Annotated in this window: 18 protein-coding genes; 1 reads left to right on the forward strand and 17 read right to left on the reverse strand. The window is 38.3% G+C overall.

Annotation, left to right across the window (positions count from 1 at the left end):
- Positions 1-41 precede the first annotated feature (41 nt).
- Both AC3G7N_RS07890 and rlmD read right to left on the reverse strand, forming a co-directional pair.
- Positions 42-734 (reverse strand): response regulator transcription factor, encoded by a 693-nt coding sequence (locus AC3G7N_RS07890; RefSeq protein ID WP_489421603.1) that lies wholly within the window; start codon positions 732-734, stop codon positions 42-44.
- Between the two features lie 261 nt (positions 735-995).
- Positions 996-2,366: a 23S rRNA (uracil(1939)-C(5))-methyltransferase RlmD gene (rlmD, locus tag AC3G7N_RS07895; RefSeq protein WP_489421604.1), complete on the reverse strand. Its 1,371-nt coding sequence runs from the start codon at positions 2,364-2,366 to the stop codon at positions 996-998.
- A gap of 265 nt (positions 2,367-2,631) precedes the next feature.
- Here rlmD and AC3G7N_RS07900 point away from each other — a divergent pair, with 265 nt between their 5' ends.
- Positions 2,632-3,036 carry a GNAT family N-acetyltransferase gene (locus AC3G7N_RS07900; RefSeq protein WP_489421605.1) on the forward strand — a complete coding sequence of 135 codons (405 nt, stop codon included), beginning with the start codon at positions 2,632-2,634 and terminating at the stop codon, positions 3,034-3,036.
- A gap of 136 nt (positions 3,037-3,172) precedes the next feature.
- On the opposite strand, the gene AC3G7N_RS07905 is transcribed toward AC3G7N_RS07900, so the two are convergent.
- The 15 genes from AC3G7N_RS07905 to purD form a co-directional block, all read right to left on the reverse strand.
- Positions 3,173-4,081, reverse strand: a complete 909-nt coding sequence (locus AC3G7N_RS07905) for a diacylglycerol kinase (RefSeq protein WP_489421606.1) — start codon at positions 4,079-4,081, stop codon at positions 3,173-3,175.
- Positions 4,082-4,414: 333 nt separating this feature from the next.
- Positions 4,415-5,845 (reverse strand): Asp-tRNA(Asn)/Glu-tRNA(Gln) amidotransferase subunit GatB, encoded by a 1,431-nt coding sequence (gene gatB, locus AC3G7N_RS07910; RefSeq protein WP_489421607.1) that lies wholly within the window; start codon positions 5,843-5,845, stop codon positions 4,415-4,417.
- A complete protein-coding gene (gene gatA, locus AC3G7N_RS07915) occupies positions 5,845-7,314 on the reverse strand; it encodes an Asp-tRNA(Asn)/Glu-tRNA(Gln) amidotransferase subunit GatA (RefSeq protein ID WP_489421608.1) in 1,470 nt (489 codons plus the stop codon). The genes gatB and gatA overlap by 1 nt, the downstream gene beginning before the upstream one ends.
- 15 nt (positions 7,315-7,329) lie before the next feature.
- The gene (gatC, locus tag AC3G7N_RS07920) at positions 7,330-7,620 is read right to left on the reverse strand and encodes an Asp-tRNA(Asn)/Glu-tRNA(Gln) amidotransferase subunit GatC (RefSeq protein WP_489421609.1); all 291 of its coding nucleotides are present in this window, start codon (positions 7,618-7,620) and stop codon (positions 7,330-7,332) included.
- A gap of 183 nt (positions 7,621-7,803) precedes the next feature.
- Positions 7,804-7,938, reverse strand: a complete 135-nt coding sequence (locus AC3G7N_RS07925) for a hypothetical protein (protein ID WP_264371380.1) — start codon at positions 7,936-7,938, stop codon at positions 7,804-7,806.
- A gap of 13 nt (positions 7,939-7,951) precedes the next feature.
- The gene (locus tag AC3G7N_RS07930; protein WP_489421610.1) at positions 7,952-9,217 is read right to left on the reverse strand and encodes a helix-turn-helix domain-containing protein; all 1,266 of its coding nucleotides are present in this window, start codon (positions 9,215-9,217) and stop codon (positions 7,952-7,954) included.
- Positions 9,218-9,474: 257 nt separating this feature from the next.
- On the reverse strand, positions 9,475-11,022 hold the full coding sequence (gene pruA / locus AC3G7N_RS07935; RefSeq protein ID WP_489421611.1) for an L-glutamate gamma-semialdehyde dehydrogenase: 1,548 nt from the start codon (positions 11,020-11,022) through the stop codon (positions 9,475-9,477).
- Between the two features lie 225 nt (positions 11,023-11,247).
- Positions 11,248-12,486, reverse strand: a complete 1,239-nt coding sequence (locus tag AC3G7N_RS07940) for a CamS family sex pheromone protein (RefSeq protein WP_489421612.1) — start codon at positions 12,484-12,486, stop codon at positions 11,248-11,250.
- Positions 12,487-12,496: 10 nt separating this feature from the next.
- A complete protein-coding gene (gene ligA, locus AC3G7N_RS07945; protein ID WP_489421613.1) occupies positions 12,497-14,500 on the reverse strand; it encodes an NAD-dependent DNA ligase LigA in 2,004 nt (667 codons plus the stop codon).
- 14 nt (positions 14,501-14,514) lie between these two features.
- Positions 14,515-16,722, reverse strand: a complete 2,208-nt coding sequence (gene pcrA / locus AC3G7N_RS07950; RefSeq protein ID WP_489421656.1) for a DNA helicase PcrA — start codon at positions 16,720-16,722, stop codon at positions 14,515-14,517.
- A 24-nt stretch (positions 16,723-16,746) separates the two neighbouring features.
- On the reverse strand, positions 16,747-17,436 hold the full coding sequence (gene pcrB / locus AC3G7N_RS07955; protein ID WP_489421657.1) for a heptaprenylglyceryl phosphate synthase: 690 nt from the start codon (positions 17,434-17,436) through the stop codon (positions 16,747-16,749).
- 596 nt (positions 17,437-18,032) lie between these two features.
- Entirely contained in the window at positions 18,033-18,332 is a 300-nt protein-coding gene (locus AC3G7N_RS07960; RefSeq protein WP_489421614.1) for a YerC/YecD family TrpR-related protein, read from the reverse strand.
- A 15-nt stretch (positions 18,333-18,347) separates the two neighbouring features.
- Complete coding sequence (locus AC3G7N_RS07965) at positions 18,348-19,394, reverse strand: DUF3048 domain-containing protein (protein ID WP_489421615.1); 1,047 nt, start codon at positions 19,392-19,394, stop codon at positions 18,348-18,350.
- Positions 19,395-19,427: 33 nt separating this feature from the next.
- Complete coding sequence (locus AC3G7N_RS07970; RefSeq protein ID WP_489421616.1) at positions 19,428-21,170, reverse strand: adenine deaminase C-terminal domain-containing protein; 1,743 nt, start codon at positions 21,168-21,170, stop codon at positions 19,428-19,430.
- 136 nt (positions 21,171-21,306) lie between these two features.
- Complete coding sequence (gene purD / locus AC3G7N_RS07975) at positions 21,307-22,557, reverse strand: phosphoribosylamine--glycine ligase (protein WP_489421617.1); 1,251 nt, start codon at positions 22,555-22,557, stop codon at positions 21,307-21,309.
- Positions 22,558-22,643 lie beyond the last annotated feature (86 nt).

Consider the following 22,643-nt stretch of genomic DNA (forward strand, 5'->3'; position numbering starts at 1 on the left):
GGAAAACATAAGAAGGTCTTAAGATAAATCTTAAGAAAACCTTAAGTTTTAAGTCGGTACCCCATTCCCCAAATCGTATCAATATACCCTTCATTTGGATTCGCTACCTGAAGCTTACTTCTTAAATTACTCATATGCACATTAATCGTATTATCATCACCATGGAATTCCTCATTCCAAACACTCTCAAACAAATTGGCTTTTGTGAACACCTTCCTCGGCGAAGACATCAATAGAAACAATATCTCATATTCAAGCGCTGTTAATTTCAGATCATTCCCATTCACAGACGCTTTTTTCGCATCAGTGTCAATCACAATATCTTTGTAGCGAATCAGATTGGCTAATGGCACCTCCGCCATACGTCGATACCTCCTTAAACAAGAATCGATTCTGGCGTTAACCTCTTCAATATCAAAGGGTTTCGTAATATAGTCATCCGCACCGGCCCTTAAAGCATCGATTTTTGTTTGTGTTTCCAGCTTTGCCGAAATAATAATGATAGGAACATCACTTCTATCAGTTACTTTCCTTAGAACATCTTCGCCGGACAGACCAGGAAGCATCAAATCAAGCAGGATCATATCCCATTTATGACTTTCTAAATAAATGACAGCTTCAGTCCCAGAATAAGCAGGTTTAGGAGTATAACCGTTTTTGCTAACAATATTACAAAGCAATCGATTAATATCTTCATCATCTTCAATTATTAAAATATTTACTGAATCATTCATCCTTCTCATCCTCACAATTATTATAATTATCATTCATTGAAATAGGGTCAATGTCAAGGAATTGAAAAGTAATATAAATATTCTTGTCGATCTTAATATATATTTATTGCTGATAGAGAAATGGCTGACTACTCTGTAATAAGTAAGTAGGTCAGCCATTATAAATTCAATTATTATGATGTTTTATTATTTATCACAATCACTAGTTTCTGAAATGCTACGAAGGGTCAGGAACACATCGGACAAGTCTCCAGTCACCTATTATTTCCTCTCAACTATTGATACACACTCCACGTGCCCCGTCTGCGGAAACATATCAACTGGCTGCAATTCCTTTGTCCCGTACCCGCCATCTTCCAAAATTCTCAGATCGCGCGCTAATGTAGATGGATTACATGACACATATACAATTCGCTTCGGCTTCATTTCAATCATAGCGTGCAACAGTTCTTCGTCGCAGCCTTTACGCGGTGGATCTACCACAATCACATCTGGCTTCAACCCTTGTGCAGTCCACCAGGGCATTACCTTTTCCGCTTCTCCTACAACAAATTCTGCATTGGTAATTCCGTTCAATTTAGCGTTTTTCTTTGCATCACTAATAGCTTCTGGTACGATTTCCACACCGTAAACCTTCTTGGCTTTTTGAGCAAGGAATAATGAGATGGTTCCGATTCCACAATATGCATCAATAACAACATCGTCACTGCTTATATCAGCGTACTCTAGTGCCTTTTCGTATAGTACCTTAGTTTGCGATGGGTTTATTTGATAAAATGACTTTGCTGAGATGGCAAAGGTAATATCACCGATTTTATCGTGAATATATTCATCACCAAAGAGCAGCTTTGTTTTTTCACCCAAAATTACGTTGGTCCGCTTATTGTTGACGTTGTGCATAATAGATTTTATATGCGGATACGTTTCCGTCAATTCCTTAACCAGTTCATCCTTGTGCGGTAGTTTATCCGTTCGTGTGACGATAACGACCATGATGTCCTTCGTTTCTTCACCTGTTCGAACCATAATATGACGCAAAACACCACTGTGGGTTTGCTCATTATATGCCTGGATACCAAGCCGATTTGCAACATCCCTAACTGTTTTGACAACATTATTTATGACTTCATTATGGGTTGCACATGTTTCGGTATTTTCAACAATATGGTGGCTTCGTTTTTGATAAAATCCGGTTATAAGTTCACCATCCTTCTCACCAACTGGAATCTGCACTTTGTTTCGGTAGTGCAATGGATCATCCATGCCGATTATCGGATGTATTGGTACATGTTCAAGGTGAGCAATTTTTTTCATGGCATTTTTCACTTGGCTCATTTTCATCTCAAGCTGTAGACGATAACTCATATGTTGAAGCCCGCACCCATTACAATGTACATGACACACAGGCTCGACTCGTTCTGGACTCACTTTAATTAATTCAAGCAATTTACCGAATCCAAAATTCTTATTTGCTTTTATAACTTTTACAGTTGCTTCTTCTCCTGGCAATGCATTTGGTACAAACAATGGATAACCGTTAATTTTACCCACGCCACTTCCTTCATGTGTTAAATCCTCAAATGTTAAGGTTATTGTTTCGTTTTTAGTTACTGGTGCTGTTTGTTTAGCCATGGATACCTTCCTTTACGTCCTTAGATAGTTGTCTTCTATTTTACCACAGTTGTATTTTTCCATGAAAAAATTCCCTCTCTTAAGTTAGAGAGTCTCAGTTTCATAATTTTTGTTTAAATGTTTTTTAACTAAATAAAAGGAGTTTTGGATTTTAAATTGAATATATATTAATATTATGAAGACGGTTTGGAGGTCATTTTTTTGTTACTTTACTTTTGATATATCACCTTTAAATAATTTAAAATAAATTAGGGGTTGATATATTATGATATACAAAGTCACGCTTGATGGTATTTCTTCTGATATGTTAAAGGGCTTTTTTGTAGACTGGCTAAGCCCACCAAATCCGCAAACTCACTTAAAACTGTTGAAGAAAAGCAGTAAATTGGTAATTGCGATTGATGATAAAACTAATCAAATAGTTGGATTTATTACAGCAGTAAGTGATGGAGTCCTATCCGCCTATATTCCATTTCTTGAGGTTTTACCTGAATACAAAAATAAAGGTATTGGTAAGGAATTAGTAAGCCGGTTGCTAAAAGAACTTGATGGCATATATATGATCGATTTATGTTGTGATGACAACTTAGTTCCTTATTATGAAAAGTTTGGAATGTTAAAATCAAATGGCATGCTTTCAAGGAACTATAAAATGCAATCTGGAAGGTAAAACAAATAAATATAATTTTAAAAAGCTTGGATATATCCAAGCTGTTTTTAGGCTTCTTCATTCAAGAAATCCACTTGAACTGTGTTTAATAAAGGATACCACAGTTAAGTTTTCCCATGAAAAAAGACTGCTAGTATCAGCAATCTTGTTTTTCAATAAATTTATCGGTTACAAAGAATTCAATATGCCTTGTTAGGTTGGTAAATTCTCCTGGTAATAAACCACCAAATTCTCCGTCGATATTTAGTTGCATTTTATCTTCTGGTGTTACTTTAATCTTTTTCGCTTGGGTATAAATTACGTTCTTATCATCCAGGTGTGCCCCTCTTAATGCAAGACTTGCGATTCGAATAAATTCAGCTAAATTAATTTTTTTCAGGATAATTAAATCAAAATAACCATCGTCAAACTTTGCGTCTGGTGCAAGTTTTTCAAAACCGCCAACAGAGTTTGTATTAGAAACTAAAAACAGCATGATATCCTCATCAAGAACTTGATCATCATACTCAATTTTTACCCGAGTCGGTTTAAGAGATGGTAGCATTTCGATTCCCTTCATATAATACGCTAGCTGGCCAAGCATGGTCTTTAATCTACTTGGTACTTCATACGTAAGTTCAGTTAATTTTCCTCCACCAGCAATATTCATGAAGTAACGATCGTTGACTCGTCCAATATCGAGAAACATCGATTGATCCGCCAAAATAACGTCCACTGCTTTTTTTATATCGCGAGGAATACACAATGCGCGAGCGAAATCATTGGTTGTACCAACTGGTATAATACCAAGCTTTGGCCGGTATTCTTGCTCTGCCAAACCGTTAATTACCTCGTTGATTGTTCCATCCCCGCCTGCTGCAACAACAAGGTCATAGCGACGTTCAACTGCTATTTTGGCAGCATCTGTAGCGTCTCCCTCACATGTAGTTGCGTGTGTAGACGTTTCATATCCTGCTATTTCAAACCGCTCTAATACGGTTGGTAATTCTCTTTTAATTGCTTCCCTGCCGGATGTTGGGTTATATATAATTCGGGCCCGTTTCATGACGTCCCCTCCTTTACAAATACACATACAAGTTTATTAATATAAATTTACATTAAACATACAAACACTATCATAGTCCTTTTAAATCAATTTGAAAAGACTAATGTTGAATTTTTTTGGATTATGAGGTGGTATTAGTTGGGTTTGGATCAACTTTACGTGGGTGTCGATCAACTTCGCATGGGGCTGGATCGACTTTGCTTGTTTGTCGATTAACTTCGCGCGGAGCCGGATCGACTATGCTTGTCTGTCGATTAACTTCCGTGTTTTTCGATCAACAAACATAAAACAAGGCTGCACCGATAGTAGCAGTGCAGCCTCACCTATTAGATTTTACCTTTTATCCATCTCTTCTAACAGGATTTTATTAACCATTGGTGGGTTTGCTTGTCCTTTGGTTTGTTTCATAACTTGTCCGACCAGGAACTTTATTGCCCGGTCTTTACCATTTTTAAAGTCAACAATTGATTGTTCATTGCCATCCAGTACTTTTATAATGATCTCGCGAAGCTGTCCTTCGTCAGAGATTTGAACAAGACCTTTATCCTTAACAATTTGTTCAGGGTCTCCACCCTTTTCAACGAGATCTGCAAATACCTTTTTCGCAATCTTAGACGATATCGTTCCATCCTCGATTAATCGTATCATTTTGCCGAGACCTTCTGGTGTAAGTGCTAAATCATGTAATTCCTTTTGATGCTTGTTCATGTATTCAAACACAGCACCCATTAACCAGTTTGAAGCTTGTTTAGTATCAGCACCATGTGCAACCGTTTTTTCTAGGAAGTCTGCCATTTCTTTAGAATTCGTGATGACTGCAGCATCGTATTCTGGTAACTCAAGTTCCTTAATAAATCGTTCCTTTCTCGCATCAGGGAGCTCTGGAATTTGCGTACGAATACGCTCTATCCATTCGTCACTGATATGCATGTGAAACAGGTCTGGTTCTGGGAAATAACGGTAATCGTCTGATCCCTCTTTAATACGCATAAGAATTGTTTCTTTGGTTTTTTCATCATAGCGACGCGTTTCTTGTAAAATTTCTCCACCTGATAGTAGTTCTTTTTCTTGTCGTTTTTCTTCAAATTCAAGACCTTTTTGCACAAAGGTAAAGGAATTCAGGTTTTTCAGCTCGGCTTTTGCTCCGAATTCTTCCTGGCCAATTGGTCGTAATGAAATATTAGCATCACACCGAAGCGATCCTTCTTCCATTTTCACATCAGAAACACCGGTGTATTGGATGATGTTCTTCAGTTTTTCCAAATAAGCATAAGCTTCTTCTGGAGAACGCATATCAGGTTCAGAAACAATTTCAATTAATGGAGTTCCTTGACGGTTGAAATCAACTAAAGAATAGCCATTATCTCCATGGGTCAATTTTCCAGCATCCTCTTCCATGTGTAAACGGGTGATACCAATTCGTTTCTTTTCACCATTTACTTCGATTTCCAGCCAGCCATTTTCGCCAATTGGTTTATCAAATTGCGATATTTGATATGCTTTTGGATTGTCTGGGTAGAAATAGTTCTTCCGGTCGAACTTTGTATCTGTCGCAATTTCGCAATTTAGTGCCATAGCCGCTTTCATAGCGAAATTAACTGCTTCTTCATTTAATACAGGTAATGTGCCCGGATAACCCAAATCGATTGGATTCACATTTGTATTTGGTTCTGCGCCAAACTGATTAGGGCTTGGGCTAAATATTTTCGATTTTGTTTTTAATTCAACATGTACTTCAAGTCCAATGATCGTTTCAAAATTCATTAGTTGGCACCTCCAAGTTGAGGTCGTTTTGTATGATAATCTGTTGCTTGTTCAAATGCATGTGCCGCGCGGAAAATTGTTTCTTCATCAAAATGCTTTCCGATAACTTGCAAGCCAATTGGTAATCCATTTTCAGAAAAACCACACGGAACCGAAATACCCGGGATACCTGCCAGGTTAACTGGAATTGTTAAAATATCATTCGTATACATCGTTAATGGATCATCTGTATTTTCGCCAACCTTAAATGCAGGTGTGGGTGTAGTTGGTCCAATCACTACATCGTAATTCTCAAATACACTAGCAAAATCATTGTTTATCAGCTTACGAACTTTTTGTGCCTTTTTATAATAAGCATCATAATAACCAGACGATAATGCATAGGTTCCAAGCATAATCCGACGTTTTACTTCATCACCAAAACCTTCACTACGGGACATTTTGAACATATCCAACATATTTGTTGCGTTTTCAGAACGGACACCATAGCGGACTCCATCAAAGCGGGCAAGGTTAGCGGATGCTTCAGATGATGCAAGTAAATAATAGGCTGCGACCGCATATTTCGTATGTGGCAGAGAAACTTCTTCCCATTCTGCCCCAAGTGATTCGTATACCTTTAATGCTTCTAAAACGGTATCTTTAACCTCTTTTGAAACACCTTCAGCTAAGTACTCTTTTGGAACAGCGATTTTAAGCCCTTTTACGTCACCTGAAAGCGCATCTGTAAACTTTGGAACATCGACATCTGCACTAGTTGAATCCATTGGATCTCGTCCAGAAATCACTTCCAATATACGAGCACTATCCTCTACAGTTCGTGTTACTGGTCCAATTTGGTCAAGTGATGATGCAAATGCAACCAATCCGAACCTAGACACGCGACCATAGGTAGGCTTTAACCCAACTACTCCACAAAATGCAGCTGGTTGGCGTATCGATCCACCAGTATCAGATCCAAGCGAAAATAGTACCTCACCTGCTGCAACTGCAGCTGCTGATCCACCACTTGAGCCACCTGGAACATAGTCCGTATTCCACGGATTTCGTGTAGCAGCATAGCTTGAATTTTCATTTGATGATCCCATCGCAAATTCGTCCATATTTAATTTACCAATGTTGACTGCCTTTGCAGCGTTTAATTTCTGCACAACAGTTGCATCGTATAAAGGATCATTAAAGTTATCCAAAAATTGACTTGCACACGTTGTACGAAGATTTTTAGTAACAATATTATCCTTTACACCAACAGGCATACCAAATAAAAGTTCAGTCGCATCTTGACTTTCTGAATCAAGTTGCTTAGCCTTTTCAAGGGCTCTCTCTTTATCTAACGTTAAGAAAGCTTGTACCTCACCGTCCACTTTTTCAATTTGCTCGAATGATTCCATCACAAGATCAGTGACAGTAATTTCTCTGTTATGTAGTTTTTGCTCAAGTTCCTTTATTGTGTGATTAAATAATGACATGTGTTGGTTCCCTCCTTACTCCATGACAGACGGCACACGAAAATGCCCATCCTTTTTATCAGGCGCGTTTTTTAATGCTTCATCCTGTGTAATCCACTGTTTCGGTTCATCTTTACGTAAGACATTTTTAGAATCCAAAACATGGGTAGTAGGTTCAATGTGGTCTGTATCCAATTCATTTAGCAGGTCTGCGTAATGAATAATCTTGCTTAACTGTTTTGTGAATTTTTCTGCTTCCTCATCTGTAATCGCAAGTCTTGCCAAATGCGCAACATGTTTAACATCCTCATTTGTAATATCTGCCAATTAAAGCACCTCCATTAAAACTCTTACAATACTATAGATAATAGCAGAGTTCATTGACTATAGGCAAATAATCGATGATTTTATTTAGACAACAAAAAAAGGCCTGAACAGCTTCCACACTAATTCAGGCAAGTTCATCATATAGTAATAGGGTAAAAAAATTACTGAGTAACTCAAGCCGGTTTAGAAGCTTGTGTTACCAATTGAAAGTATGCTTGGCTCTCTATCCATAGTCTGGTCAGTTGTAGTATCAAAAGTGAAGAAGAATCCAGCTACTAATAGAGTCCCTAAAGCAGCACTAGCAATAAGCTTTTTCATGTTATCCCCTCCTTTACAGAATAGTAAGTTGATCATACGCATAATTAGCAAGTTTAAAATACTTGGTCGCTTCCTTATATTTGCGTAACTTCTCATAATGATTGCCAAGCATTTTGGTATATATGACAAGATTTACATAATCTTTATGTTTCTTTAAATATGGAATAAATTCTTGTATTAAGATATATTCAAACTTTTCATAATCATTCTCAAGCGCGTATTGATAGGTATTAATTATATAATAAAATAACTTATATTCTTCAATTCTCTTAAATTCTTCTAGTAGTTCAAATCCATAATCAACCATTTTTTTTGCATCATCATAATTATAGATATTATATTGTTCTGCTAATAACGAAGTAATCGCAGCAAGTCTTTCAATTAGATGTACTTCTTCATCATCAACAATTGCCGTAAAATATTTAATTGCTTCTTTTGACTCACCCTTGGAGGAATACAAGGAACCCAAGTTTTGATTTGTTAATTGAATCAGTTGATTATTTTTACTTAATTTTGCAAGGTGTAACGCTAAGTTAAAGTTCTTTATTGCCTTATCGTAAACACTTATTCTACGATGTGATATTCCTAACAAAATGTGACATTGGGCACATCTAAAAAAGTTATATTTAATTTGAAAAATATCAAGTGCTTTATTCGCGTATTCTATGGCCTCTAATGTATTTCTAAGCTTACTATGTGTGATGGCCATGGTATATTGAAGATCAGCTACGTATGCTTCATCCAAACTAATCTGATTTAGCTTTTCCTCTGCAAGTTTATACATTCGCATTGCTTGACTAAACTCGCCTTGAAATGAAATATAATTCCCTTTAAACTTGTACCAATAGAATTGATGTAATGTATCGAAGTTGTTGGAAATTTCATTTAACTTATTCACTTGTTCCAAAGCCTTTTCGAAATCAGCTAATACTAAGTAGTATCGTATTCTATGAATCTCAAATAAAATTAGGTTATCTGAATGAATGTTACTTAGTAACGATTCTAGTTCCTCGTATTTTTCAGTAATAACCTCTTTGTCATTCGTTTCAAACAACAGGTCATACCATTCCTGACATTTTTCCTTAATCGTAACCTCTTTGTCATCGTCCCGTTGTACCCCAAGTCTAGTACATAAAAGGCTTATAACTTCTTGACTTGCTTCTGTTTTCTGGTTTTCAATCTTGGACAAGTATGACATGGAAACAATACCCTCTGCTAAGTCCTCTTGTGTCATTCCTTGTTTTATGCGTTGTAATTTAATAAAGGGTCCAGTCTCCATCTATATACCCACCTTCTTGATATACTCGGATGAATTACCTCGTAAAATTGGTATATTTATATACTAACACAATTTCAGATAATTCATATTGGGAAAGTTGAGGGGTCCAAGGGTACTTTAACCCCGCGAAAACTTTCCTACTTTCCTAAATCTACGACAAAAAACCTCTTTTTGCAATTAATTTTGCAAGAAGAGGCTCTTTTTTGTACTAGGTCTATTGAATCAGACGTAACTATCTAGCTACTACTTTTCCTTTTTTAGAACATTTCTGAAGTAGTTTTACCTTGCATATGATGGATTAGATAATCTGGTCCACCTGCTTTTGAATCTGTACCTGACATTTTGAATCCACCGAATGGTTGATAGCCAACAATTGCCGCTGTACATCCACGGTTAAAGTAAAGATTACCTACATGGAAGTCAACGCGAGCTTGTTCTTGGTGTGCACGGTTATTTGTAATAACAGCACCTGTTAAACCATAATCTGTGTTGTTAGCAATTTTGATTAGTTCATCAAAATCTTTTCCTTTTGCTAATCCAACAACTGGTCCGAAGATTTCTTCCTGCATGATACGTGCTTCTGGATCTAGGTCTTTGATTACAGTTGGATTTATAAACCAACCTTTGCTGTCATCCCCGTTACCACCAACAAGAAGTTCTCCTTCATCTTTACCAATTTCAATATAATTCATAATTTTATCGTATGCGCCTTGATCAATAACTGGTCCCATAAAGTGAGCGTTATCAGATGGATCTCCAGCACTTAATTCCTTCGTTAGTTCAGCTACACGATCCGCTACTTGATCATACACATCTTCATGGATGACCGCACGTGAACATGCAGAACATTTTTGACCTGAAAATCCGAATGCAGATTGAACAATAGATTGTGCTGCAAGTTCTAGGTCCGCTTCGTTGTCAACAACTATGGTATCTTTACCGCCCATTTCAATAATGGTACGTTTCAACCAATTTTGACCTTTTTGTACTTTTGCTGCTCGTTCAAAAATTCGTGTACCGATATCTCTTGAACCTGTGAAGCTAACAAAGCGAGTACGTGGGTGATCAACTAGATAATCCCCAACTTCACTACCAGGTCCTGGAATGTAGTTGATTACGCCATCAGGAAGACCAGCTTCTTCAAGTACTTCCATAAATTTATAAGCAATTACAGGTGTTGTGCTTGCTGGTTTGAGCAATACAGTGTTACCAGAAACCATTGCTGCACTTGTTGTTCCAGCCATTATAGCGAATAAGAAATTCCATGGTGAGATAACAACACCCACACCTAATGGAATATAGTTATATTGGTTATATTCGATTGGGCGGCTGTTTATTTTTACTCCATCTTTGAATTCAAGCATCTGACGTCCGTAATATTCAAGGAAGTCAATTGCTTCTGCAGTATCAGCATCTGCTTCTTTCCATGGTTTTCCGCCTTCTTTTACAAGATGTGCGGTGAATTCAAATTTACGACGGCGTATAATTGCCGCTGCACGGAATAAGATATCAGCACGCATTGTAGGTTCTGATTTTCTCCAGGACTCAAATTTAGTATCAGCAACTTTCATTGCTTGCTCAGCTAATTCCTTGTTGGCTTTTGAAACATACCCAATAACTTCATCTTTTTTAGAAGGGTTAACAGAAACGATTTTATCATCCGTTGTAATTCGTTTCCCACCTATAATAAGGGGATATTCTCCACCAAGATCAGCCTCAACCTTTTTGATCGCTTCTAGCATTAATTTCTGATTTTCTTCTACTGTAAAATCTGTAAAAGGTTCGTGTTTGTACGGTACTACCATGAAAAAAAACCTCCTTAAAAATTATTCGATTACTCCATTGATTACGTTTACATTTACTACTGGATGGAGCATCTCCATCCATCAGTTTAACCGATTTAATTTAACAGTTCAATGAATCTAGCTCTTTTATTATTTATTTATATTCAAAGGAAAATTTTTTTTAGAAATCGAGTATAAAAAGAACACGGTATTCGCTAATAAAGACTAAGCAAATACCGTGTTTTTCTAATGAAAAATATGCACAGTTGGTTTTTCAACACCTGCACTTCTATAGATTAAACTTTCCATTTTATCACTTGAAGTCACCTTGATTTCGAGGTCAAAGTAGTCTGGGAACATTTCCTTTGCAAGGCCATAAGCATATTGTGTAAAGCCAATAACCTCTCCTTTTCCATAGAACTCAATTGGAACTTCCAGTGTTAATTTCTTAAGTTCTTCATTGATATAAAAACCTTCCCCGATTACACCGGTATAATTTGGGAAAAACTGTGCTACTTCATTAGCGAAATTCGAAATTATTTGTGTATCATCATAATATTTTTCCTTTGCTTCATCGGATGGAAACAAAATATACTCTTCCTTGACTGCATCCCATTCACCGATGGACGCATCGCTACCATCCACACCTGTTTTTGCTACAAAATTTCCAGGTACTGATGATCCTTGTGCCTCTTCACGATACAAAGCAAACATAATTGGAATATCTTCAAGTCCCTCCATCTTGCGTATTCGCTTAAGAATGGTTTGTGCCATTTGTTTTCCTTGTTTCAGCATTTCTTCTTTAGAAATCTGCTCATAGTAGTACGGTCCACCAGTCTCCGTTTGAAACCGATATTCTGATTTCAGGGCTAACCCTATTGACATCCCAACTAATTCTACCGTATTATCTTTATTTTTTTTCAAGAAATTCTGCTCTAAAATATGAGATAAGTACCTTGGATTATTTCGATAATCGCTTTCTTTTGCATTATTTTTTAGTGCAGGATTTAATCCTTTGGTTTCTTCCTCTATAACATTTTCTCTTATGTCTTCTTCGTTCACTGTTTTTCCGTCTTTTTCACGAGTGTCAATTATGTCCTGTACCAATTCTTCAACCTGCTTATCCGTTAAATCTTCTTCAAGCCATTTAAGTAGCAAATCATCTGATAACTTCTGACCAGCTTGGAAATAATAGGTGCCTGGGTCATAATATTCCTTGGAATGACGCCTAAGACCTTCTTCCATCTCGTCTATGTCTAACCGATTCCCCATTTGACTGACGATAAGTCCTCTTGCTGCACTAGGCTTATATGGAAGTATCATTTTATATGTTTCACTTGAAAGCTGGTAGCTAGGAACGATAGACGGCTCCTGATTAGCTGTCTCATCTTCTTTTTTCACTACTTCATCATCGTTTATATTCGGTGAACAGCTCGTCATGAAAAGTAGTGCGCCTGTCAACCAAATAGCTATTTTTTTCAACATTCTCCACCCCTTACTTACTTAAGACTTCACTAAGCTGCTGTTCGTTCCAAATCGTAATACCAAGTTCCCTGGCCTTATCTAACTTTGATCCAGCATCTACGCCAGCAATGAGATAATCCGTTTTTTTACTGACACTGCCTGTAACAGATCCACCTAATTGTTCGATAGCAGATTTTGCTTGCGTGCGCGAGTAGGTCTCCATTTTCCCCGTTAACACAACGGTCTTCCCGGAAAAAATGGTGTCCTGGCTGATGTCTTGTTTCTTCGGTCCTTTATACGTCATGTTTACATGAAGATCGGTTAACTCTAGTAAAAGGTCTACTACTTCTTCTTCTGAAAAGTACTGGGAAATGGAATCAGCCATTTTCTCGCCTATTTCATCAATGCTGATAAGATCCTCATATGCTGCATGCTGTAATTTTGCCATTGTTTCAAAATGGATTGCCAAAGTCTTGGCTGCTTTTGAGCCAACGAATCGAACTCCAAGACCAAAGAGCAACTTCTCTAATGAGTTTTGTTTCGATGTTTCAATTGCCTGAAGAAGGTTATCGACTGATTTTTCACCCATACGTTCTAGCTTCAATAAATCTTCACGTTCCAAACGATATAAATCGGCCATGGTGTGTATCAGTTTTTCCTGGAATAGTTGAATGATTACTTTTTCCCCTAAACCATCAATATTCATGGCATTACGCGAAACAAAGTGAATTAATCCTTCTTTTAATTGGGCAGGGCAGCTCGGATTAATGCACCTTAGTGCAACTTCCTCTTCTAATCGGACAAGTTCACTATCACAAGCTGGGCAAGCTTCAGGCATATGGAAAACTTTTTCCTTACCAGTCCGCTTCTCTTCCATCACACGTACAACCTCTGGAATAATATCTCCCGCCTTCTTAATAACTACTGTATCACCTAATTTGATATCCTTTGCACGGATCAAATCTTCATTATGCAAGGAAGCGCGTTTTACCGTTGTACCGGCCACCTTAACAGGCGCTAAAATTGCAGTTGGGGTAATGACACCCGTACGACCAACACTTAATTCAATATCATGCAAGGTTGTAATAACTTCTTCTGCCGGGAATTTGTATGCGATAGCCCACCGTGGACTCTTTGCTGTAAAACCAAGCTCTTCTTGTTGATCAAGATTATCCACTTTAATGACAATGCCATCAATTTCGTAGCTTAGATTTGGACGCTCTGCTTCCCAAAACGTTACATAATCGATTACTTCTTCTATCGTTTCACACTTTTTCCATTCCGGATTTGTCTTGAATCCGAGTTCTTTTAAATATACTAATCGTTCACTGTGTGAGGAAATTGGCTCTGCCTCCCAATCCCCGACGCCATATAAAAAGATATCTAAATTGCGTTTCGCAGCAATTTTTGGGTCTAATTGACGTAAAGAACCGGCAGCAGCATTTCTTGGATTCGCGAACGGTTCTTCTTCCTTTTCCTCACGGCGTTTATTTAATGCCAAAAAGGATTTATGTGGCATAAAAGCTTCACCACGAATTTCAATTGTTTCTTTTTCTCTAATGGTTAATGGAATACTTTTAATCGTTCTTAGGTTGCTCGTAATATCCTCACCAGTAGTACCATCCCCACGCGTGGCACCACGAACGAATTTCCCATTTTCATACGTTAGGGATACTGCTAACCCATCAATTTTCAATTCACAAACAAATGCTAACTTCGTATCTGTTCCTCCGATGGCGCGCCGTTCAAAGTCACGTAAATCACCTTCATTAAAGGCATTGCCTAGGCTAAGCATCGGGATATTATGCTGCACTTTTTGAAATGCATCAAGTGGCTCCCCACCGACACGCTGCGTTGGGGACTCAGGTGTAATAAGTTCTGGGTACTTCTCTTCCAGATCACGTAGCTCTTGCATTTTTTGATCATACTCAGCATCTGGAACACTCGGTTTGTCTAAGACATGATAGTCATAGTTATATTGATTTAGTAATTCACTTAATGCGGTGACTTTTTCTTGTACTTGCTGTTTATCCACTTCCGGGGCACCTCCTATTGTTTCGTAATTGGAGCAAATTTTGCTAATACCCGCTTAATACCGGTTGGCGCTGGGAACGCAATATCAAGCTCCATCGCTTCACCAGCACCTTGAACTTTCACGACAGTTCCAACACCCCATTTTTTGTGAGATGCTTTATCGCCAGTTGCCCATGTCTCGTTTTCAGCACCCGTTGTTGTTTGTAATTTTTGTGCTTTTCGTTTTATGGGAGCAGCCTTATCTTGCATAGGCTTGCGCGCGCCAAACATGGCTGCTTTTGCCTCTTCTATTCCATCGATAAGTTCTTCAGGTATTTCATTAATGAATCGACTAATTGGATTCATGTTTGTTCTACCATATAATGTACGCATTTTTGCATGCGTTACATATAGTTCTTTTTCAGCTCGGGTAATCCCCACATAAGCAAGTCTGCGCTCTTCTTCCATTTCATCTTCATCAAACATGGACCGACTGTGTGGAAATACGTTCTCTTCCAATCCAATTAAGAAAACAACAGGAAATTCGAGTCCCTTGGCCGCATGTAAGGTCATAAGCGTAATTTTCTCATCTGATACATCTTCTTCGTCTTCTACTTTATCAATATCAGCTATCAAAGCTAAATCAGTCAGAAATGTTACAAGCGTTTTATCTTCTTCACTTGTTTCCTCAAAGTCCTGTGTAACTGTCATAAACTCTTCCAGGTTTTCTAACCTACTTTGTGATTCAATTGTATTCTCTCTTTTTAGCGACTCTTCATAGCCTGTCCGCTTTAAAACCGCTTCAACCATATCAGTGGCTGTTAAAAATTCCAGTTGCTGCGAAAGTGAACCAATTAATGCACCGAATTCTGCGAGAGCCTGTGCTGCTTTTTTTGAAACACCTACAAAGTCAATTTCCTTCACAGTTTCATAAAAGGAAATACCATGCTCTGCAGCATGTGCGCGAATGCGTTCAACAGACGTTTTCCCAATACCACGCTTTGGCACATTCACTACTCGTTCAAAGCTTAAGTCATCGTCAGGATTCGTTATTAAACGCAAATAGGCAACCATGTCCTTGATTTCTTTTCGCTCATAGAATTTTGTTCCTCCAACCATTTGATAAGGGATGGTTGATTTCATTAATGTATCCTCAATTGCACGGGATTGCGCATTCGTCCGGTAAAGTATTGCAATATCATTTGGTGAATAACCATATTGACGTGTCAGTTCCTGAATTTTATCCGTAACAAAAAATGCTTCCTCATGTTCTGTTCCGCCTTGGAAGTAATGAATATTTTTACCATCATCATTCTCCGTCCAAAGATTTTTTGGCTTACGTCCCGTGTTGTTACCAATCACTTTATTTGCAGCTGATAAAATCGCTTTCGTTGATCGATAGTTTTGTTCTAGAAAAACTGATTTTGCAGCAGGATAGTCTTTTTCAAAGGTTAAAATATTTGTAATATCAGCACCGCGCCATCCGTAAATGGACTGGTCGGAGTCTCCAACAACACAAATATTTTGAAAGCGTGATGCAAGCTGCTTTACCAAGAAATATTGGGCATGATTTGTATCCTGATACTCATCAACATGAATGTATTGAAATCTCCGTTGATAGCTTTCCAATACCTCTGGAACCCGCTTAAACAAGTGAATCGTTTGCATAATTAAGTCATCAAAATCGAGGGATTGATTTTTCTGTAGTGTTTTTTGATATGACGTATAAATTTGCGCTATTTGACGATCGTAGAAATTGCCTACATCGTTGCTATATACCTCTGGTGTTATTAATTCATTTTTTGCATTACTGATTGCCCCTAGCATTGCTCTTGGTTCAAACTTTTTCGGATCAATATTGAGGTTCTTAAGAATTTGTTTAATGACTGACAACTGATCACCACTATCTAAAATAGTGAAATTTCGGTTGTAGCCAATTCGGTCAATATCCCGACGTAAAATCCGGACACACATCGAGTGAAAAGTGGATACCCAAATTTGTTCACTTTCAGGCCCTACAAGTTTGCTGACACGTGATTTCATTTCGCGAGCCGCTTTATTGGTGAAGGTAATTGCCAAAATACTTCTTGGTGATACTTCTTTTTCACTCAATAAATAGGCGATGCGATGTGTTAAAACGCGCGTCTTACCACTTCCCGCTCCAGCCATAATTAATAAAGGCCCATCTGTTTGCTTTACTGCTTGTTGTTGTTCATTATTTAATCCGTTTAATAAGTCGTCCATAGTCTGACTCACAACGACACCACCTTATTTATCTTTTTCCAAATCTTTAACCGCTTTAACGGTTTTCAGTGCTTTTTTCAAATCTGTATAGATGCTATTTCCAACGATAATTACATCTGCATGTTCTTTCATTTCTGTTGCTTGAAAGTTATTTTCAATTCCGCCACCATAAAAGAGCAATGTGTTATCTAGTTGCTCTTTTACTTTTTTAACGAGTGCTGGATCGCCATATGTACCACTATACTCCATGTAAAAAATCGGTAAATGGAAAACGTGCTCAGACATATAAGCATATGCAGCTACATCCGCGTCATCTGGTAACTGGCTATTTGTATGTGTGAAAGCCTTCGCATTCTCATTCAAAATGCAATAGCCCTCAACAAAAATTTCGTCCCAATCCATGACGTCTTTATATTGTTTAATCGCTTGATGCTGGATATCCATCATCCACTTTTTATCACGGCTATTCATCACCATCGGAATAAAATAATGATCAAATCCCGGTGTGATAGCATCCAAGTTCGAGATCTCTAAAATACACGGAACAGAATGCCGGCGAATGCGTGATAACAAGTCTAACACACCATCAAGCGTCACATCGTCTGTTCCACCGACAATGATTGCGTCTGTCCCAGATTCACAAACTTTATCCAGGTCTTCCTCTGAAATTTCTTTTGCAGGATCGAGCTTAAATATATGGTTAAAGTCTTTCATTGAATTTTGCAAGGTAGTAAATCCTCCATCATTATATTCCTTGTCCTATTATAGCAAAAATCGGTGAATGAATTTAGGAAAAGGATAATCTTTTTTATACTTTGTAAAAGCTGTAGCTTTAATTAGTTTAAAGGATTTAAAAATATAAGGTTTGAAGATGTTGTGGACAACCGAGAGAAAGGAAAGTCGTGGGGTAGTTGATTTATCGGAATGAGTGTTGATATCCTGGAACGAACATTGATTTAGTGGAACGAGTGTTGATATCCTGGAACGAACGTTGATTTATCCGGACGAGCGTTGATTTATCGGAACGGGTGTTGATATCCTGGAACGAACGTTGATTTATCGGAATGAGTGTTGATATCCTGGAACGAACGTTGATTTATCGGAATGAGTGTTGATATCCTGGAACGAACATTGATTTATCGGAATGAGTGTTGATATCCTGGAACGAGCGTTGATTTATCGGAATGAGTGTTGATATCCTGGAACGAACATTGATTTAGTGGAACGAGCGCGATAGCCTCTAATTCGATTACGCAAAAAATAGCTATAGCTGCCACAGCCGAAGTAGAATCCAGCTGTGACAACTATAGTTACTTTTCTTCTTCAGCTAGTCGATCCAACACCATTTGGTAGCCGTCACTACCAAAGTTAATGCATCGTCTTACTCTTGAAATGGTTGCAGTTGACGCTTTTGTTTCTTTTTCAATTAAATTATATGTTAAACCTTCTGATAGCATTTTCGCTACCTGCAGTCGCTGTGCTATGGAATGTACTTCACTCATGGTAGCAATGTCATCAAAGAATTGGTAGCATTCTTCCCGGTTATTTAATGAAAGAATTCCATCAAATAATTGATCTAGTTGCTTTCCCCGTAACTTATCAATTTGCAAATTGATCCCTCCCGTTTATTTCGTAACATGTACCGGTGTATTTAACGGAACAACGTTGATCCATGTTTTCCCTGGAACAAATCCTACTGGCTTCCCGTCCTTAACAGGAATAATTCTGCCATTTTGATTTTTCCAATTTACTTTTTTAACTTTTCCTTTTTGAATCAAGTAGCCTTCCCCACCTGAAGTAAGATCAACTGCTCGTCGGCCCACGTCATCGATTACTTCATGGTCTGTTTTCACAATAAAAATATTATCGACGAGAATAGGTTCATTTGAATTTAATTCCACTGTTTGATCCTGATCGCTGTGCCGGGTGTATTCCCCTAACTTTTCATCATAATCATATTCCACTATTTCTTCTGGTTGATCGGAATAGACAATCTTAATATGGGATGCAGGATCACCTGCGAGATCTTCTATTTCACTTTCCCCCAAAAACGGCAGGGCTTTATGATCAGCCTTTACTGAATAATCCTTTGATTCTGCTACATCGTAAATGGCTCCAACCTGCACATATGAATTATGTGGTGCTTCGCGAAAACTTTCCCTCTTAAATAAATGTCCATCATTATCATGCAAGGAACCGTTTAAATGCTCAATACCACGTTCTTGTATCATGTCGTTTACGAAGTTTGCAGCACCATGGTAAACATACAAGGCGTTATATCCGTTTGCTAATTCAAAGTAATATTCACGTGCACTTCGGACAGGACCGACTACATCAGGCAACTCACTTTGAAATAATGCTAGAAACCTGGTGATTGGACCTTCTGCTAGTATCTCAAAAACAATGTCTGCTTTCGATAATCCTGTTTGCGGCCGTGCTTTTCCATGGTTATTTACCATAATTCCAATTGCGCGATTCCCTACTTCTTTATCTGCTTCCATTCCAGTTAATGGGTAAACAAATTCAGCTGATTCATGCACTTCTGGGGTGTTTGCTTTCTCCTCGACTGCATTTTCTTTATCTTGATTGTTGGTTGCGTTCCCTTCGTCTTTTGAACATCCCACAAGCAGGATAACCAGTGCAGCAATCAAATAAAAAAATGATTTTCTCATTGGTTCACTCACACCCTTTTTAATTAGTATACGTTAACGCATGATTGCTGGGAAGAGTACTTCTTTTTTCTTCACATCAATAATTCCGCGCTGTGTAATCCGAATAAATGGCAGATGGGTCGCTGATAAAAATAATATGGAATAGACTGGGTCACTATATGCGTATCCATATTCTTTTAACGTACGTTTCAGTTCTTTTTCTTTGGCAATTAAATCATCCATTTTTCCATCGAACATGATTCCACCCAATGAAAGGGGCAGTTCAAAGATAATTTCACCTTCATGGACAACAACAATTCCGCCTCCAAGCTCTTGCAGCCTAGTTGATGCAAGAAGTATATCCTGTTTATTTTTTCCTATAAATACGATATCGCCTGTTGTGGAATAGGTGCTTGCGATTGCCCCTAATTTTTCCGTAAAGCCGCGTAAAGTTGTATTTACTCGCCACTTCCCATGGCGGTCAATTAGTAAAAGAAAAGCGTCATTGTTCGTATCAGGCAATTGCTCGAGGGTAACATCGGTCTTAATTGCATATGGTTTTATGATAACATCATTTATCATATCAAGACCAATTGGAATCGAAAATTGCAAGTCATTTTCGGTTAACGTCCAGTCGAACTTCAGAGGACCAACGCTATGCTTTTGCCAATCCAATTGGTTATTGAGGCTATGTGCGACGTGATCTTTTTTTATCCACTTTCCACTGGCTAATACACTGATAGGATGTGGATTAACTTTATCCTCTAGTATATTAATGTGTGCAATTTTTCCAGGTGCAATACCCCCAAGCTCATCGGCAAAGCCAAAGTGCTTCGCAACGTTGTGGCTTGCCATCAGATAGGCATCTTCAAGAGGAACGCCTTTTTCAATTGCAATGGCGACGCAAACATTCATTAAACCCTCTTCATAAAAGGCTGGTGTTGAGCCGTCTGTGTTCATCGTCAGGTTCTCATAGGTGTTCATCCCTTCAGATACAAGTCCTTCCAAAATTTCTGGCAGATCTGGACGAATAGATGAATAGCGTAAACCTACTTGGAAGCCTAATCGGAGGCGTGTCATGACTTCTTCTGCTGTCATCGATTCATGATCTGCTGTGACACCCAGTAACTTCATTTTGTTAAGTGTCCCTTCAGATGCTCCAGGAAGGTGACCTTCGACAGGTTTTCCTAATCGATTTGCTTCCTGCATCCAGTAGAGAAGTCGGTCGTCGCCCCTAAGTAACCGCGGCCATGCAGTCAACTCGCCACCTTGTACAACAGATTGATTTTCTAACCATGATAACACGGTTTCACTGTTAAATATCTCTTCTTCATCCTGTAATGCCGTTTGTGAATCAAAACGAGCCCACCAAAACATAGAAATTGGTAGTTTATTAAACTCCTCTATCAAAGTAAACGCTTTCTTTTTATTTAATAAAAAAAGCCACATTAAATTATCATTTACTAATGTAGTCGTGCCGAATTTCGCTGCATGCTTTGCCAATTCCTCAGGATTGTATAACTGGTATGGGTGTGCATGAGGTTCAATATAACCTGGTACTAAGTAACGACCCTCACAGTCTACTAGTTCCACCTCATTCGTTTGATCTGGCAATCTATCACCAACATAAACGATTCGATCCTTTAAAATCCATATATTTGCTTTTAACCATTGTTTTGTATATACATTTAAGTAAATTCCATTTGTTAAGACCTTTGTTGGCGCAACCTTGCCATCAATGACTGCAACATGTTCACGTAATTCACGATTCCGCCAATGATATCCATTCTCCACCATAAAACAACTCTCCAATTTCATATTTTCTATATCGTATCATATATTTCACTTTCACACACTAAAGTTTTCGTGTGCGAAAGTGACTATTTTGTGATAACTAAAGAAATAAGAAAAAACATCCCCGTTTGAGGATGCTTTAGCTATGTTTACCTATATCTTTTCGGTAGAAAAATCCTTCTGTGCCATCTAGCGTGCTAAGTGTCTGATAGACCTGTTCCCTAGCTTCACCAATGCTAGACTCCTTCGCACCAGCTAATAAAACGCGGCCGCCATCTGAGACCAGAGCACCTGAGACCAGCTTAGTACCAGCGTGAACAATGTAGGACTTTTGTTCTTGCTGAAATTCTGGGAGTTGTATACCTTTATCGTATGATCCCGGATAACCTTCTGATGCAACAACTACACCTAACGCAACTCGGTCCTCCCATTGAAGCTGTGGATCTTTTCCATCCAATACATCAAGGAATACTTGCAGCAAATCATTTTGTAAAAGAGGCAAGACAACTTGAGTTTCCGGGTCACCAAAACGTGTATTAAATTCTATTACCTTAGTACCGTCTGCTGTTTGCATTAACCCAGCATATAAGATACCTGTAAATGGACGCCCCTCTGCAACCATTCCATCTGCCGTTTTTTGCAAAACCTCACGTGTTGTATAGGCTACTATATCTGAAGTAATATCTTCAACCGGAGCATATGCACCCATCCCACCTGTATTTGGACCTTTGTCATTATCAAATGCACGTTTATGATCGCGTGCTGGTATCATTGGGTAAACATTTCCTTCGTGAACAAATGCCATTAATGAAAATTCTTTTCCTACTAAACATTCTTCAATCACAATAGTTTCTCCTGCTTCTGCAAAAGCTTTGTCGACTAGCATAGAATCAACTGCCCTTAGTGCATTTTCCACTGTTTCAGCCACGACAACACCTTTTCCAGCAGCCAGGCCATCCGCTTTAATTACGATTGGTGCACTTTTTTCCTTGATATGATTTTTTGCCGCTTCGGGATCAGTAAATGTTGCATAACCTGCAGTAGGTATATTATATTTTTGCATCATTTCCTTGGCAAAACTTTTAGAACCCTCTAAAAAAGCTGCATTCTTTGTTGGGGCAAACACTTTCAATCCCTCTGCTTGGAAACGATCAGCAATTCCATCTAGTAATGGATTTTCAGGTCCAACGACAGTTAATTCCACTTGGTTCGTCTTGGCAAAATCTATCAATTTATCTATTTCTGTCTCATTAATAGCGATACAGGTTGCATGTTGTGCAATCCCACCATTTCCCGGTGCAGCGTAGAGATTAGTAATACGCTCACTCTCTGCCAACTTCATAATAATACTATGTTCGCGTCCGCCTTTTCCGATTACTAGTACGTTCATATGATTACTCCTCCCAAAAACAGGCTATATCCGGAAACACATTGAAATCGCGCGATTATAATGGATTGTTGCGCGATTTCCAGACT

Source organism: Virgibacillus carmonensis (assembly GCF_057836705.1).

Bases quoted from the DNA above. Each gene is read 5' to 3' on its own strand.
- AC3G7N_RS07890 (WP_489421603.1), bottom strand. From the start codon at position 734: ATGAATGATTCAGTAAATATTTTAATAATTGAAGATGATGAAGATATT.
- rlmD (WP_489421604.1), bottom strand. From the start codon at position 2,366: ATGGCTAAACAAACAGCACCAGTAACTAAAAACGAAACAATAACCTTA.
- AC3G7N_RS07900 (WP_489421605.1), top strand. From the start codon at position 2,632: ATGATATACAAAGTCACGCTTGATGGTATTTCTTCTGATATGTTAAAG.
- AC3G7N_RS07905 (WP_489421606.1), bottom strand. From the start codon at position 4,081: ATGAAACGGGCCCGAATTATATATAACCCAACATCCGGCAGGGAAGCA.
- gatB (WP_489421607.1), bottom strand. From the start codon at position 5,845: ATGAATTTTGAAACGATCATTGGACTTGAAGTACATGTTGAATTAAAA.
- gatA (WP_489421608.1), bottom strand. From the start codon at position 7,314: ATGTCATTATTTAATCACACAATAAAGGAACTTGAGCAAAAACTACAT.
- AC3G7N_RS07925 (WP_264371380.1), bottom strand. From the start codon at position 7,938: ATGAAAAAGCTTATTGCTAGTGCTGCTTTAGGGACTCTATTAGTAGCT.
- AC3G7N_RS07930 (WP_489421610.1), bottom strand. From the start codon at position 9,217: ATGGAGACTGGACCCTTTATTAAATTACAACGCATAAAACAAGGAATG.
- pruA (WP_489421611.1), bottom strand. From the start codon at position 11,022: ATGGTAGTACCGTACAAACACGAACCTTTTACAGATTTTACAGTAGAA.
- AC3G7N_RS07940 (WP_489421612.1), bottom strand. From the start codon at position 12,486: ATGTTGAAAAAAATAGCTATTTGGTTGACAGGCGCACTACTTTTCATG.
- pcrA (WP_489421656.1), bottom strand. From the start codon at position 16,722: ATGGACGACTTATTAAACGGATTAAATAATGAACAACAACAAGCAGTA.
- pcrB (WP_489421657.1), bottom strand. From the start codon at position 17,436: ATGAAAGACTTTAACCATATATTTAAGCTCGATCCTGCAAAAGAAATT.
- AC3G7N_RS07965 (WP_489421615.1), bottom strand. From the start codon at position 19,394: ATGAGAAAATCATTTTTTTATTTGATTGCTGCACTGGTTATCCTGCTT.
- AC3G7N_RS07970 (WP_489421616.1), bottom strand. From the start codon at position 21,170: ATGGTGGAGAATGGATATCATTGGCGGAATCGTGAATTACGTGAACAT.
- purD (WP_489421617.1), bottom strand. From the start codon at position 22,557: ATGAACGTACTAGTAATCGGAAAAGGCGGACGCGAACATAGTATTATT.